The 16,641-nt window shown below is 73.0% G+C and carries 5 protein-coding genes (1 of these 5 cut by a window edge); all 5 read left to right on the forward strand.

Features of this window, described 5'->3' with window-relative positions:
• A protein-coding gene (locus IEY73_RS01845) for a non-ribosomal peptide synthetase (RefSeq protein WP_189077243.1) crosses the window boundary here: on the forward strand, positions 1-5,843 show its end. The gene continues 11,509 nt to the left of window position 1, outside the view; 5,843 of the gene's 17,352 nt are visible here — the last part of the coding sequence; its start codon lies beyond the left edge, outside the window; its stop codon occupies positions 5,841-5,843.
• Entirely contained in the window at positions 5,840-12,973 is a 7,134-nt protein-coding gene (locus IEY73_RS01850; protein ID WP_189077244.1) for a non-ribosomal peptide synthetase, read from the forward strand. Before IEY73_RS01845 ends, IEY73_RS01850 begins: the two co-directional genes overlap by 4 nt.
• 51 nt (positions 12,974-13,024) lie before the next feature.
• Positions 13,025-13,249 (forward strand): MbtH family protein, encoded by a 225-nt coding sequence (locus IEY73_RS01855; protein WP_189077245.1) that lies wholly within the window; start codon positions 13,025-13,027, stop codon positions 13,247-13,249.
• Positions 13,250-13,327: 78 nt separating this feature from the next.
• Entirely contained in the window at positions 13,328-15,724 is a 2,397-nt protein-coding gene (locus IEY73_RS01860; protein ID WP_189077246.1) for a penicillin acylase family protein, read from the forward strand.
• Between the two features lie 30 nt (positions 15,725-15,754).
• Entirely contained in the window at positions 15,755-16,567 is an 813-nt protein-coding gene (locus IEY73_RS01865) for an alpha/beta fold hydrolase (RefSeq protein WP_189077247.1), read from the forward strand.
• The last annotated feature ends 74 nt before the right edge of the window (positions 16,568-16,641 follow it).

Consider the following 16,641-nt stretch of genomic DNA (forward strand, 5'->3'; position numbering starts at 1 on the left):
GGGTGCTGCAAGCGGTGTCGTTGAGCTTCGACGCGAGCGTGGCCGACGTGGCGCAGACGCTGGTCTGCGGCGCGACGTTGGTGCTGGTGCCGCCGGACGGGCCGGTGGCGGGCGCGGACCTGGCGCGGCTGCTGGCCAGCCGGGGCATCACGCACGTGATGCTGCCGCCGCCGGTGCTCGGCACGGTACCCGCCGGTGAGGTGCCCGAGCTGCGGTCGATCATCACGGGTGGCGAGGCGGTCACCGCCGATCTGGTGGGCCGCTGGACGGCAGACGGGCGGCGGATTCTGGACGCCTATGGCCCGACCGAGTTCACCGTCACCGCGACGATCAGCGAGCCGCTGCGCCCGGACCGGGCACCGCACATCGGCCGGCCGATCCCCGGAGCCCGGGTCTACGTGGTGGACGAGTGGCTGCGCCCGGTGCCGCCCGGTGTGCCCGGCGAACTCTACCTGGCCGGTCCCGGCCTGGCCCGCGGCTACGCGGGTGCCGCCGCCCTCACCGCGGAGAGGTTCGTGGCCTGCCCGTTCGGTCCGGCCGGCGCGCGCATGTACCGCACCGGCGACCGGGTGCGGTGGAACCGGCACGGCGAACTGAGCTTCGTCGGCCGCAGCGACCAGCAGGTGAAGCTTCGCGGTTTCCGGATCGAGCTGGGCGAGATCCAATCCGTCCTGGAGGACCACCCGTGCGTGGCCCAGGCCGCGGTCGTGGTGCGGGAGCGCGCATCCGGCGAGCGCGTGCTGGCGGCCTACGCGGTGCGGGTGCCGGACGCGCAGACCGCGCCGGGTGAGCTTCGCGACCACCTGGCCCGGTATCTGCCGCACTACATGGTCCCCGGCTCGGTGACCACCCTGCCGGAGCTGCCGCTGACCCGCAACGGCAAGCTGGACCGGGCGGCGTTGCCCGAACCCGGCGAGGCCGTCGAGCCGGGCGCCGGGACACCGCCACGCGACGCGTGGGAGGAGATCCTCTGCGGACTGTTCGCGGAGACACTCGGGCTCGCGCACGTCGGCGCGGACGACGACTTCTTCGCGCTCGGTGGCCACTCGCTGCTGGTCACCCGGTTGGTCAGCCGGGTGCGGGAGGCGTTCGGCGCGGAACTGCCGATCCGGGCGGTCTTCGAGACGCCCTTCCCGGCCGGGATCGCCGCGCTGCTCGGCCGTGCCGGTACGGGCCGCCGCCCGCTCACCGCCGCGCCGCGCGAGGAGGCTGCGCCGCTGTCGTACGCGCAGCGCCGGCTGTGGACTCTCAACCAGATGCAGTCCGGCGCCGCGACCTACAACATGCCGCTCGCCCTGCGGCTCACCGGTGATCTCGACCGGAGCGCGCTCGCCGCGGCGGTGCGGGATCTGGCGGCCCGGCACGAGTCGCTGCGCACCGTCTACGAGGAAGGCCCGGACGGGCCGGTGCAACGGGTGCTGCCCGCGGACGGCCCGGACGCACCGGCCGTTCGGGAGGTGCCGACCACCGAAGCCGGCCTCGGTGACGAACTGGCCGAGCGCTCCGCGTACGGATTCGACCTCGCCGCGGAGCCGCCGCTGCGGGTGTGGCTGTTCCGGTTGCCCGGAGGCCGCGACCACGTCCTGCTGATGCTGTTGCACCACATCGCCGCCGACGCGTGGTCCATACCGCTGGTGCTGCGCGACCTCGCCGCCGCCTACACGGCACGCCGGGCCGGCCGGGCACCCGGCGGTGCGCCACTGGCCCCTGGATACCCGGATTACGCGGCCTGGCAGCGCGCCGAGCTGGGCCTTGAGGACGACCCGGAGAGCACCATCGCGCGGCAGCTAGCGTACTGGCGGGAACAGCTCGCCGGAGTGCCGGCCGAGCTGCCCCTGCCGGTGGACCGGCAACGACCGCCGGTGCCCTCATACCGGGGGGACCGCATCGACCTGCCCGTACCCGCCGACCTGCACGCCGCGCTGGAGCGACTGGCCCGGGAACGCGGCGTGACCATGTTCATGCTCCTGCAGGCCGTGCTCGGCGTACTGCTGAGCCGGGTCGGCGCGGGCACCGACATCCCGATCGGCGCACCGATCGCCGGGCGCACCGACCGGGCCACGGAGGAGATGGTCGGCTTCTTCGTCAACACGCTGGTGCTGCGCACGGACGTCTCCGGCGACCCTCGCTTCACCGAGCTGCTGGACCGGGTCCGGCGCACCGGCCTGGCCGCGTACGCCCATCAGGACGTCCCCTTCGAGCGGCTGGTCGACGCCCTGGCGACGGAACGTTCCCCGGCCCGGCATCCGCTCTTCCAGGTGGTGCTCTCGCTGGACAACACGCGCGCGCCGGCCGTCGTGGCGCCCGGCACGCTGCCGGACCTGACCGTGTCACCGGTGAGCGTCCACACCGGCGCCGTCCCGTTCGACCTGATCTTCGGATTCGCCGAGCGCCGGGACGCCGACGGCGCCCCGGCCGGACTGCACGGCACGCTGGAATTCGCCACCGACCTGTTCGACGCGGCCACCGCGCGGCTGCTCGCCGAGTTGTTCCGGCGGCTGCTGGCCGAGGTCGTCGATGATCCGGATCGGAGAGTGCAGCGGATCCCGTTGCTGGACGGGGCCGAACACCGGCGGATGTCCGGTGCGGCGGAACCCGGCCGGGCCGTGCGGCCGTGGACCTGGCCCGAGCAGTTCGCGCGCACGGTACGCCGGACCCCGGACCGGGTCGCGCTGGTCGCGGGCGACACCGAACTGACGTACGCGGAACTCGACAAACGCTCCGACCGGCTGGCGGGGTACCTCATCGCGCGCGGCGCCGCCCCGGAACGGTTCGTCGCCCTGGCACTGCCGCGTACCGAGGACCTGATCGTGGCCACCCTGGCGGTGCTCAAGACGGGGGCGGCCTTCCTGCCGGTGGATTCCGCCCAGCCGGCCGAGCGGATCGCCTTCGTGCTGGCCGAGGCGGACCCGGTGCTGGCGGTGACCACCGCGGAGATCGCCGGCAGGCCGGTGTGGGCGGGCACCGACCGGGTGGTGCTCGACGACCCCGCCACCCGCGCCGCCGTCGACGCCTGCCCGGCAACCGCGCCGCCCGCCCGTCCGGGCGCCCGATGCCTGACCGCAGCCGCGTACGCGATCTACACCTCCGGTTCGACCGGACGGCCCAAGGGCGTGATCACCACACACACCGGCCTGGCCGGGCTCGCACGCGGACATGTCGAGGCTCTCGGCCTGGACGACACGAGCCGGGTCCTGCAACTGGTGTCACCGGCCTTCGACGCGGCCGTGGGCGACCTGGTCATGACGCTGCTGACGGGCACCACGCTGGTGCTCGGCCCGGCGCACGGGCACGTGGGTGGTGACGAGTTGGCCGAGTGGGTCGGCCGGTACGCGATCAGTCACCTCGCGCTTCCGCCCGTGCTGCTCGGCACGCTGGACCCAGCCGCCGTCCCCAGCCTGCGGGCGGTGCTGGCCGGTGGCGAGTCCCTTCCCGCCGAGACCGTACGCCGGTGGCACCTCGCGGGGCGCCGCGTGATCAACGTGTACGGCTCCACCGAGTCGACGGTGCTGACCACGATGAGCGAGCCGCAGACCGGTGAGCAGGCACCGGACGCCGGGCGTGCGATCCCCGGCGACGGTCTCCGCGTCCTCGATGTCGCGCTCAACCCGGTGCCGCCGGGTGTGACCGGGGAGGCGTACCTGGCCGGCCTCGGCGTCGGGCGTGGCTATCTGGGGCGGCCGGGGATGACCGCCGAGCGCTTCGTGGCCGACCCGTTCGGCCCGCCCGGCGCCCGCATGTACCGCACCGGCGACCTGGTGCGCTGGTCGGCAAAGGACACCGTGGTCTTCGTCGGCCGCACGGACGAGCAGGTGAAGATCCGCGGGTTCCGGGTGGAGCCGGGCGAGATCGAGGCGGTTCTGATCACCCACCCCGAGGTGTCACAGGCGCTCGTCGTCGCGAGGAACGACCAGCCGGGCGAGCACCGCCTCGTCGCCTACGTGGTACCCGCCGGGGACCGCCTCGACGAAGCGCCGCTGCTGCGCCACGCGGCGTCTCGACTGCCGGACTACATGGTCCCGTCCGCGTTCGTGCCGCTCGACGCGCTGCCACTGACCGCGAACGGCAAGGTGGACCGCCGCGCCCTGCCGGCGCCCCGGCCCGAGACCGAGCCGAGGGGGCGCGCCCCGCGCACCGACCGGGAACGTGTGCTCTGCGACCTCTTCGCGGAGGTGCTCGGCCGTGACTCGGTCGGCGCCGACGAGAGCTTTTTCGCGCTCGGCGGCGACAGCATCATGTCGATCCAGTTGGTCAGCCGCGCCCGCAGGGCCGGTCTGGTGCTGGCCGCGCGGGACGTCTTCACGCACAAGACCGCGGCGGCGCTGGCCGCCGCGGCTGTGGCACAGGACGAGTCCCGGCCGGTGGCCGCCGACGACGGCGTCGGGCCGTTCCCGCCCACGCCGATCATGCACTGGTTCGCCGACCTCGGTGGCCCGGTCGACCGGCTCACCCAGTGGCGGTCGCTGGCCGCCCCGGCGGGCTGCGACCTGCCGAAGCTCACCGAGACGGTGCAGACGCTGCTCGACCACCACGACGCGCTGCGCATCCGGATGTCGGTCGCGGACCGTACCGCGGAGGTGCTGCCCCCCGGCGCGGTGCGGGCCGCCCAGTGCGTGCGCCGGGTGGACCTGGCCGGTCTGTCCGGGGAGGAGGCCCGCGCGCGGATGTCCGCGGAGGCGACCGCCGCCCGGGAACGGCTGGAGATCGGCGTGGGTCATCTGGTGGAGGTGCTCTGGTTCGACCGCGGACCGGACACGCGGGGCGTGGTCTTCGTGGACGTGCACCACCTCGCCGTGGACGCGGTGTCGTGGCAGATCCTGCTCGCCGACCTCGCGGAGACGTGGACCGCGGTCGACGCCGGCCACCGCCCGGCCCTGGCGCCGGTGGGCACCTCGTTCCGGCGGTGGGCCCATCGCCTCGTCGAGTGGGGCAGCGCACCGGCGGCGGACGAGGTGGAGTACTGGGTCCGCACCGCGCAGGGCGCCACCGCGCAGCTCGGCGACCGTCGGCTCGACCCGGCCCGAGACGTCAGCGCCGCCGCCGCCATGGTGACGCTCACGCTGCCCGCCGAGATCACCGAGGCCGTTCTCACCACCGTGCCGGAGGCGTTCCACGCCGGCGTGACCGACGTGCTGCTGAGCGGGCTGGCGATAGCGTTCGCCGAGACCCGCGGCGACCGCGCGGTGCTGGTGGATCTGGAGAGCCACGGCCGGGCCGAGGAGCTGCTCGGCGACGCCGACGTCTCCCGGACCATGGGCTGGTTCACCGGCATGTACCCGGTGCGGCTGGACCTCGGACCGGTGGACCGGGCGGCGGCCCGCTCGGACGGCGCCCAGGCGGCGCGAGTCCTCAAACACCTGAAGGAACAATTGCGCGCCGTCCCCCGCAACGGTCTGGGCTACGGGCTGCTGCGCTACCTGCATCCGGAGACCGGCCGGGTCCTGGCCGGGCTGCCGGCCGCCCAGGTCGGATTCAACTATCTGGGCCGCTCCACCGAGTCGACCGGCGCCGAGGCTCCGCCGTGGGGCGTCCTGGCGGACCTTGGCGGCATCGGCGGCCAGGACCCGGCAATGCGCCTGCCGCACCCCCTGGAGATCGCCGCCGTCACCCGGGTGACCGACGGCGAATCGCGACTCGTGGCGCACTGGCTGTGGCCGCGCGACCTGCTGACCGAGCGGGAGGTGCGGGACCTCGCAGAGGCGTGGTTCCGGGCGCTGACGATGCTGGCCCGCCACGTCGCGGACCCGGACGCGGGCGGACGCACGCCGTCCGACCTGGCGCTGACCACGCTGAGCCAGAGCGAGATCGATCTGCTGGAAGCCGAGTGGAGGAGACCGCAGTGAACCAGTTCGGGTTGCAGGACATCCTGCCCCTGTCGCCGTTGCAGGAGGGAATCCTCTTCCACCATGTGTACGACACGACAGCTCCGGACATCTACGCCGTGCAGATCGTCGTCGACCTGGCGGGAGCGCTCGACGCGGCGGCGTTGCGGGCCGCCGCCAACGGCCTGCTGCGCCGGCACGCCAACCTGCGCGCCGGGTTCCGGTACGAGGGGATCAGCCGCCCCGTGCAGATCGTCCCCCGGTGGGCGGAGACGCCGTGGCAGGAGATCGACCTGCGTGACCTCGAACCGGAGCGGGTGCCCCGGGAGACCGAGCGGATCGTGGCGGCCGACCGCGCCCGCCGGCTGGACCTGGCCAGGCCGCCGCTGCTGCGGTTCACGCTGCTGCTCCTGCCCGGCGCCCGGCATCGGTTGATCCTGACCTTCCACCACATCCTGCTCGACGGCTGGTCGATCCCGCTGCTCTGGGGGGAGTTGCTCGCGCTCTACCGAGCCCACGGTGACGATCGCGGGATGCCGCCGGTCCGCCCGTACAAGGACTATTTGAGCTGGCTGGCCGAGCAGGACCAGGGCGCGGCGCAGCGGGCCTGGCGGGCGGCGCTGGACGGGCTGAGCGAGCCGACGCTGGTGGCGCCGGGCCTGCCGCCGGCGGGTCAACCGCCGGAACAGTTGCAGGCCACGCTGAGCGAGGCCACCACTGCCTCGCTCACCGAGTGGTCCCGCGGGCAGGGGCTCACCCTCAACACGGTGATCCAGGCGGCGTGGGCGCTGCAACTGGCCCGGTTGACCGGGCGCGACGACGTGCTCGCCGGCATCACGGTATCCGGCCGTCCCGCCGAGCTGGACGGCATCGACACCATGATCGGCCTGTTCATCAACACCGTGCCGTTGCGGGCGCGGCTGCTACGCGGCGAGTCCCTCACCGGCCTGCTGCACCGGCTCCAGTCGGAGCAGGCCGCACTGATGGCACACCAGCACCTCGGGCTCGCCGAGATCCAGGGGCTCGCCGGACTCGGCGGACGGGCCGCGCTCTTCGACACCATCGTGACGTTCGAGAACTACCCGGCCCGTGCCGGCTCCGGTGCCGCCGGAGCGGAACTGCGGGTGACCGGCGTCCAGAGCGTGGACGCCAACCACTATGTGCTCTCCCTGGTCGCCGCGCCGGGCACGCGCCTGCTGCTTCGGCTGGACCACCGCACCGACGCCGTCTCCCAGGAGACGGCCGAGCGCATCCTGACCGGTGTCGTGGAGATCGTCGAGGCGGTGGCCGCCGCGCCGGACCAACCCGTCGGGCGGCTGCTGTCCGCCGCGGCGGACGTCCGGCAACTCCCGGACGCCGCGTTCGGCCGGGACACCGCACCGCAGGTGACCGGCCTGCCGGAGCTGTTCAGCCGGGTGGCCACCCGCGACCCCGGCGCCGTCGCGGTGGTCTCCGACGCCGGGACGCTGACGTACGCTCAGCTCGACGCGCACGCCAACCGGCTGGCACATCAACTGGTCGCCGCCGGTGTCGGCCGCGAGACACCGGTCGTGATGCTGTTGGAGCGTACGGCCGCGGTGCCGGTGGCCGTCCTGGCCGTGTTGAAGGCCGGCGGCTTCTACGTGCCGCTGCACGACAGCTATCCGGTGGAGCGGATGCGGGCCGCCGCGGCGGAGGTGGGCGGCGAGATCATTCTGGCCGACCGGTGGACCGCCGACCGGGCCGCGGCCGTGGGACTGCGCACGATCCTCGTGGAGGTCGGCGCCGAGGCGGGCGCCGACTCCGGCCCGGACGTGCCGGTGCACCCCGACCAGGCCGCCTACGTCATGTTCACGTCGGGTTCGACGGGAACGCCGAAGGGCGTCGTGGTGACCCACCGCGGCGTGGCCGAGCTGGCGCTGGACCGGCGGTGGGCGGGCGGCGCTCACGAGCGGGTGCTGATGGCCGCCGCCCGCGCCTTCGACGCCTCCACATACGAGCTGTGGATCCCGCTGCTCAGCGGGGGCCGGATCGTGCTCGCGCCACCGGGACGGCTCGACGTGGACACGATCCGCCGCACGATCGCCGCGCACGGTGTGACCGGCGGGCTGCTCACCACGGCGCTGTTCAACCTGATCGCCGAGGAGGCTCCAGAGGCGCTCTCCGGCATGCGGGAGGTCACCACCGGTGGCGACGCCGCCTCGGCCGAGGCGTTCCGCCGGGTGCTGAGCCATTGCCCCGACCTGGTAGTCACGAACCTCTACGGGCCGACCGAGATCACCATGAACGCCACCCACCACGCGGTGCGCGCGGGGGACGAACTGGGCTCCTCCGTGCCGATCGGCCGCCCGATGGACGGCACCCGGCTGTACGTGCTGGACGCGGGCCTGCGGCCGGTGCCGCAGGGCATGACCGGGGAGCTCTACCTCGCCGGGGCCGGGCTGGCTCGCGGGTACGCCGGCCGGGCGGGGTCGACCGCCGAGCGGTTCGTCGCCGACCGGTTCGGCCCGCCGGGTGCGCGGATGTACCGCACCGGCGACATGGCCCGGTGGCTGCCCGGCGGTGTGCTGGAGTTCGCGGGACGCGCCGACGACCAGGTGAAGCTGCGCGGTTTCCGGGTGGAACCGGGCGAGGTCGCCGGGGTCCTGGAACGGCATCCCGGTGTGACCCGGGCCGTCGTGCTGGCCCGCGAGGACCGGCCGGGGGACAAGCGCCTCGTGGCATACCTGACCCGGGACTCCGAAGCCGAGGTCACCGCCGGGGAACTGACCGCGCACGCGAGCCGGTCGCTGCCGGACTACATGGTCCCGTCCGCATTCGTCGTCCTCGACGCGTTGCCCGTGACGGCCAACGGCAAGCTCGACCGGCACGCGTTGCCCGCCCCGGGACCGGCCGACGACGGGCAGGCGCGTGCCGCCCGTACCCCTCAGGAGCAGATCCTCTGCGGCCTGTTCGCCGACGTCCTCGGCCTGCCCGAGGTCGGTGCCGACGACGACCTGTTCGAGCGGGGCGGCAACTCGCTGATCGCGACCCGGCTGGTCAGCCGGGTGCGGTCCACCTTCCGGGTGGAGCTGGCGATTCGGGAGCTGTTCGAGGCGCCGACCCCGGCCCGGCTGTGGCAGGTGCTGGACCGGGCGGGCCGGGGCCGGGCCGGGGTGACGCCGACCCGGCCCCTGCCGGAGCGCGTTCCGCTGTCCTTCGCACAGCAGCGGCTGTGGTTTCTCAGCCGGGTCGAGGGTGCGAACCCGACGTACAACATCCCGCTCCCGCTCCGGTTGACCGGCCGGCTGGACACGGCAGCGCTGCACGCAGCGCTCGCCGACGTGGCAACGCGGCACGAGACGCTGCGCACCGTCATCCGCGAGGACGGCGACGGGCCGTATCAGGTGGTGCTGGACGAGGCGGCACCCGAGCCGGCCTTCGTGGCCACCACGGAGGCCGAACTGGACGCGCGGCTGGCGGAGGCGGCGGCGTACCGGTTCGACCTGGGCACCGAGCCGCCGTGGCGTGCCTGGATCTTCCGGCTGGAGCCCACCGTCCACGTCCTGCTCCTGCTGGTCCACCACATCGCCGGGGACGGCTGGTCCATGCCGCTGCTGCGCCGAGACCTGGCTGTCTCCTACGCGGCCCGGTGCGCGGGCCGGGCACCCGAGTGGGACCCGCTGCCGGTCCAGTACGCCGACTACACGCTCTGGCAGCGGACCGAACTCGGCTCCGTCGAGGATCCGGACAGCCCCATCGCCGGTCAACTGGCCTACTGGCGCGCCGCGCTGGACGGGCTGCCGGAGGAACTCGAGCTGCCGTCCGACCGGCGCCGGCCGGCCGTCTCCTCCAACCGCGGCGGCATGGTCACCTTCCACGTGCCGGCGCCGTTGTACGCCGCGGTCACCGCGCTGGCCCGCCGGAACCGGGCGACGGTCTTCATGGTGTTGCAGGCGGCCCTCGCCACGCTCCTGTGCCGCCTCGGCGCGGGCACCGACATCCCGATCGGCACGCCGATCGCGGGCCGCACCGACGACGCGATCGACGGCCTGGTCGGCTTCTTCGTCAACTCGCTGGTGCTGCGGACCGACCTGGCCGGCGATCCGGCCTTCGACGAGCTGATCGCTCAGGTCCGGGAGACCGATCTGGCCGCGTACGCCCACCAGGAACTGCCGTTCGAGCGGCTCGTGGAGGAACTGAACCCGGTGCGGTCGCTGGCCCGGCATCCGCTCTACCAGGTGCAGTTGGCGCTGAACAACAACGACCAGGCCGCCGCGGCGGTGCGCGGCGTGCTCCCGGATCTGGAGGTGAGCGCGCAACCGGTCACCGTCGACGCGGCGAAATTCGACCTGCTCTTCTCCTTCGGGGACCGGCGCACGACTGACGGCGGCGTGGACGGCCTGCTGGGATCGCTGGAGTACAGCTTCGACCTGTTCGACCGCAGCACGGCCGAGCGCATCACACGCCGGTTGTTGCGGGTGCTGGAGACCGCCGTCGCCGACCCGTCGATCCGGGTGAGCCGGATCGACGTGCTCGAACCGCAGGAGCGTCGGCGCCTGCTGGCCGAATGGAACGACACCACCCGGGAGACGCCGTGGCGGCCGCTGCCGGAGATCTTCGAAGAGCAGGCCGCCCGCACCCCGGACCGGCCTGCCGTGATCGACGGCGACACCGTGCTGACCTACGCCGAGGTGAACGCGCGCGCGAATCGGCTCGCGCGACTGCTGATCGGCCGGGACGCCGGTCCCGAATCGTACGTGGCGATCGCGGTGCCGCGCTCGGCCGACGAGGTGGTCGCGGTGCTCGCCGCGGCCAAGACCGGCGCCGCCTATCTGCCGGTCGACCCGGCGCTGCCCGCCGAGCGAATCGATTTCATGCTGCTCAGCGCCCGTCCCACCGTCGTGATCACCACCATGCGGCACGCCTCACAGATGCCCGGTGAGCCGGACGCCCGGCTGGAACTTGACCGGGCCGAGACCGTCGCGCAGCTCGCCGCGGCACCCGCGGGGGACGTGACCGGCCGGGAACGGCTCGGCCCGCTGCTGCCGGACCACCCGCTCTATGTCATCTACACCTCCGGCTCCACCGGCCGCCCGAAGGCGGTGGTGGTGCGGGCCGGCGGCATCGCCAACCTGCTGCGCTGGCAGGAGGGAGTGCTGCCGGGTGACGCGGCGCAGATGGTGGCGCATTTCGCGCCGGTCACCTTCGACGTATCGGTGCAGGAACTGTTCTCCGCGCTGCTGTCGGGCAAGACGCTAGTGCTCTGCCCGGAGGAGGTCCGGCGCAACGCCGAACAACTCGTCGACTGGCTGGACCGGCACGGTGTCCAGGAACTCTTCGCGCCCAATCTCGTCGTCGAAGCGATCGCCGAAGCTGCCGAGGAGCATCAGCGCTTCCTCCCCGCGCTCCGGGACATCATCCAGTCCGGGGAGGCGCTGTTGCCGGGCCGTCAGATGCGTGCCTTCCACGACCGGGTCGCGGGCCGTCGCATGCACAATCAGTACGGCCCCACCGAGACCCACGTCATCACCGGGTGGGTGCTGCCGGAGCGGACCGCGGACTGGGACGCCGCGCCGGACATGGGCGGTCCGATCGCCAACGCCCGGCTCTACGTGCTCGATCACCGGTTGCGACTGCTGCCGCCCGGCGTGACGGGCGAGCTCTACATCGCCGGGGCGGGTCTGGGCCGGGGCTACCTGAACCGGCCCGACATGACCGCCGAGCGGTTCGTGGCGGACCCGTTCGCACCCGGCCGCATGTACCGCACCGGCGACCTGGTCCGCTGGACACCGGACGGCCGGGTCCGGTTCGTCGCCCGCGCCGATCACCAAGTCAAGATCCGCGGTTTCCGGGTAGAGCTCGGCGAGGTGGAGGCCACCGTGGCCCGGCACCCGTCGGTCGCCCAGGCCGCGGTGATCCTGCGCGAGGACGCGCCGGGTGACCGCCGGATGGTGGCGTACGTGGTGCCCGCCAACGGCGACCAGCCGGACGTCGGCACTCTCCGCAAGCACGTGGCCACCAGCCTGCCGGACTACATGATGCCCGCGGCGTTCGTGACGCTGCCGCATCTGCCGCTGACGCGCAACGGAAAGCTCGACCGTCGGGCGCTGCCCGCCCCGGGGGACGGTGACGGCACGACCGACCGGCCGCGCACCCCCGAGGAGGAGGTGCTCGCGGGCCTGTTCGGCGAATTCCTGGGGCTGCCGTCGATCGGAGTACATGACGACTTCTTCGCCTCCGGAGGCCACTCGTTCCTGGCCACCCGTCTGATCCGGCGGGTGAACGCGGCCTTCGGCACGGATCTGTCGGTGCGCAGCCTGTTCGCGGCTCCGACGGTGGCCCAGCTCGCCGTGGAACTGGGCGCAGACGTCGACCGGGACGCGTTCGCCACCCTGTTGCCGCTACGCCCGCGCGGTTCCCGGCCGCCGCTGTTCTGCGTGCATCCCGGCTCGGGGACAAGCTGGTGCTACGCCGGCCTACTGGGCGGCCTGCCGTCCGACGAGCCCGTCTACGGTCTGCAGGCGCGGGGCCTGAGCGCACCGGCGGTCCTGCCGTCCTCGATCGACGAGATGGTCGCCGACTATCTCGCCGAGATCCGCGCGGTGACTCCGGAGGGACCGTACCGGTTGATGGGCTGGTCCTTCGGCGGGTTGGTGGCGCACGCGCTGGCCGTGTCGATGCAGGCGAAGGGGCTGACGGTGGACCGGCTGGTGATCGTGGACGCGTACCCGCCCGCGCTGGACCTGCCGGTGCCGGAGCGCGCCGACCACGACATCATCGCGCCGCTGCTCGCGGCCGACTTCCCGTTCGATCCGGCGGAGCTGACCACGGACCCGGCGGCCGTGCTCAGCCGGTACGCCGCCTATCTGGCCCGCCGGGACGACCGTCTGGCGGGGCTGGGAGAGCAGGGCCTGCGAGCGGCGATGTCCGTCTACGTCAACAACAACCGCCTGATGGCTACGTTCCCGCAGGGCGTCTTCGACGGCGACCTGCTGTTCCTCGCGGCCGGGCGGGACACTCCGGGCGTCACCTGGTCGCCGGAGGTCCGGCAGCGCCTCACCGCCGAGGCGTGGCAGCCGTTCGTCACCGGCCGCGTCGAACGGCACACCGTCGACGCCACGCACAACGAGATGCTCACCGATCCGTCGGCGATCCGTGATATCGCCGCAGTTCTGGCTCGGCACGGCTGAGCCCCGCGTTCATCACCGCCGCAGGACCCGTCACCCGATGAAGGAGGAAACATGAGCACAAACCCGTTCGAGGACCCGGACGGCCGGTACCTCGTGCTGGTCAACGATGAGGGCCAGCATTCGCTCTGGCCGTCGTTCGTCGACGTACCGGCCGGCTGGCGGGTGGTACTGGAGGAGACCGACCGGCAGTCGGCGCTGGACCACGTCTCCGAGAACTGGACCGACATGCGGCCGAAGAGCCTGATCGCCGCGATGGAGGGCGATGCGGACTCCTGACCGGAGCCGGCCCGCCGGTGCACCCCCGGCTCCGGCGGGCCTCGCCATATCCCCTTGGATGAGAGGCGTACCCGAGAGATGACAGCCCATCGGCGCGCGGCCGTGGTCCGCGCGTGCCTGGCGGTGCTCACGACGACGGTGGTCGCCGTCGTGCCGACCGCCGCCGTCGCCGCCCACCCGGCGGTGGAGATCCGGTACACCGAGTACGGCGTGCCGCACATTCGCGCGACCACCTTCACCGGGCTCGGCGAGGGCTACGGGTACGCCTCCGCGGAGAGCAACCTGTGCACGCTGGCGGACGTCTACATGACCGTCGCCGGTGAGCGTTCCCGTTACCTGGGCGCGGACGCGCCGGCTAACCCGGATCTCGGTCGCGCCTCCAACAGTCTGAACAGCGATCTCTATTTCGCCCGGTGGCGGCAGACCGGACTGGTGCAACGCCTGCTCGCCAGACCCGCCCCGCAGGGGCCGAGCACCGAGGTTCGACAACTGGTGCGCGGCTACGCGTCCGGATTCAACGAGTACCTGCGCCGGGTCGGCGTGGACGGCATCACGGACCCCACCTGCCGGTCCGCCCCGTGGGTGCGGCCCATCAGCGAGCTGGACGTCTATCGCCACCTGCTCGCGGTGGACACGATGACGGGCACCGCCGCGGTGATCGACGGGATCGTCGGTGCGCACCCCCCGGCGGACGGCACCGCGCCGCCGCCCCCCTCGGCGGGTGCCCTCGCCGAGGGCTTCCGGCGTACCGCGGACCCGGCGGCCCTGGGCAGCAACGCTATCGCCGCCGGATCGCAGGGCGTGGCCGCCGGTGCGGGCGTGCTGTTGGGCAATCCACACTTCCCGTGGCAAGGCTCGCGCCGGTTCTGGCAGAGCCACCTGACCATCCCCGGCAGGCTGGATGTCGCCGGGGCCTCTCTGCTGGGTCTTCCGGCCGTGATGATCGGCCACAACGCGGACGTGGCCTGGAGCCACACGGTGTCCAAGGCGGTCACGTTCGGCCTCTTCGAGGTGCCGACGGTGGCGGGCGACCCGACCCGGTACGAAGTGGACGGCGTGCCCGAGGCGATGACCGAGGACCATGTCTCGGTCCTCGTGCGGCGTCCGGACGCCACGCTGCGCACGGTTCACCGCACGCTCTGGTCGACCCGGTACGGCCCGGTCCTCACGGCTGCGCCGGGCGTGTCGCTGCCCTGGGCCGGCACGGTGTACGCGGTCCGCGACGCGAACGCGACGAACCTGCGTTCGCTCAACACCTGGCTGGAGATCGGCGCCGCCCGCGACTCTCGCGGCGTGCTGGACACGCTTGCGCGGACCCAGGGTCTGCCCTGGATCAACACGGTGGCGGTCGATCGGCGCGGCGAGGCTCTCTTCGCCGACGTGCAGAGCGTCCCGTTCGTCACCGATGCGCACGTCGCCTCCTGCGGCACCCAGCTCGGTCAGGCTGTCTTCCCGCTCAGCGGCGTACCGATCCTGGACGGCAGCCGGGCCGCTTGCGACTGGGGATCGGATCCGGGCGCGGTGGAGCCGGGCCTGCTCGGACCGGACCGGCTGCCCCGGCTGATCCGCCGGGACTACGTGGCCAACGCCAATGACAGCGCTTGGCTCGCCAACCCGGCCGAGCCGATCACCGGTCCGCTGCGCGTCGTGGGGACCTCCGGGACACCCGTGTCCGCACGCACCCAGGAGTTGCTGATCACCGCTGAGAAACGGCTGGCCGGTACTGACGGCCTGCCGGGCAGGGGCTTCTCCGGTGCCGCCATGCGCCAGATCTTGTTCACCGATCACAGCAGGCTGGCCGAACTGACCGCGGCGGACACCGCCGCGATGTGCGACGAGTTCCCGGGCCACGTCGCGCCGTCGGATTCCGGCCCGGTCGCGGTCGGCGCGGGTTGTGCCGCATTGCACGGCTGGGACGGCACCTACCGGTTGGGCAGCCGGGGCGCGTTGCTGTTCGCGCGCTTCGCGGAGCGCCTCGCCGCCTTGTCGAGTGCGGCGTGGCGGGTGCCGTTCGATCCGTCCGACCCGCTGCACACCCCGCGCGAGCTGAACACGGATGCGGACGCGGTGCGGCTGGCGTTCGGAAACGCGGCCGCCGAGCTGACCGCGGCCGGGGTTCCGCTCGACGGCCGTCTCGGCGACTACCAGTCGGTCACTCGCGCCGGCGAACGGATCCCGGTGCACGGTGGCCCGCACGCGGCCGGGGTCCTCGACGTGATCGAAACCGAGTGGGATCCGGCCGCCGGTGTCGTCGATGTGGGGACCGGGTCCAGCTTCATCCAAGTGGTGGAGTTCCCGGACCGCGGCGGACCTCGGGCCTGGACCCTGCTGACCTACGCGCAGTCCGGCGATCCCACGTCGGCGCATTACGCCGACCAGACGCATCTGTTCTCACGAGGCCGGTGGGTGCCCGAGCGCTTCACCGAGTCGCAGATCCGCAGCTTCCCGGCGCTGCGCACGACCCGCTTGCCGTGATCCGCCGGGTACGACACGGAAGGAGAAGACATGCCATTCGTCTCGGTGAACGGGACTCGCCTGAACTACGACGACGCGGGATCGGGCCCGCCCGTCCTGATGATCATGGGCAGTGGCAGCCGCGGCCGTGCTTGGCACCTGCATCAGGTTCCCGCGCTCGTGGCCGCCGGGTACCGGGCGGTGACGTACGACAGCCGGGGGATCCCGCCGAGCGACGAGTGCGCCGCCGACCTCACCGTGGCGGACATGGTGCGGGACGCGGCCGCCCTCATCGAGAAGCTCAGGCTCGCGCCGGCGCGGGTGGTGGGCACGTCGATGGGCGCGTACGTCGCGCAGGAGCTGTTGCTGGAGCGGCCCGAGTTGGTGTCGCGGGCGGTGTTGATGGCCAGCCGCAGCAGGTGTGACCGGGCACGCAGTGTGCTGGCCGAGGCGGAGCTGGAGCTCTACGACTCCGGTGTCAAGCTGCCGGTCCGGTACGCCGCGATCGTGCGGGCGTTGCAGTATCTGTCACCGGCTACCCTGGACGACGACCAGGCGGCGGCCGACTGGCTCGACCTGCTGGAGATCTTCGTGATGGAGGGGTCCGGGTACCGCGCCCAACTGGGGTTGGAGCCGATGCCGGACCGGACCGCCGCGTACCGGGACATCCGTACCCCGTGTCATGTGCTGTCGTTCGCGGACGACCTGCTGACCTCGCCGCAGCGCGGACGGGACCTGGCCGCGGCCATCCCCGGCGCCACATTCGAGCTCATCGAGAACGCCGGCCACTTCGGGTACCTCGAACGCCCGGACGAGGTCAATCACAGCATTCTGCGCTTCCTCGACGGTCCACCGGCGTCGTGACCGCTGACCGGGTGACCGGCACGGCGCCCGCGCACCTGGCGTGCGCCACGGGTGCGGCCGGTCCCCGATCGGGG

Origin of the sequence: Mangrovihabitans endophyticus (assembly GCF_014646155.1) — a bacterium.
Classification (GTDB): domain Bacteria; phylum Actinomycetota; class Actinomycetes; order Mycobacteriales; family Micromonosporaceae; genus Actinoplanes; species Actinoplanes endophyticus.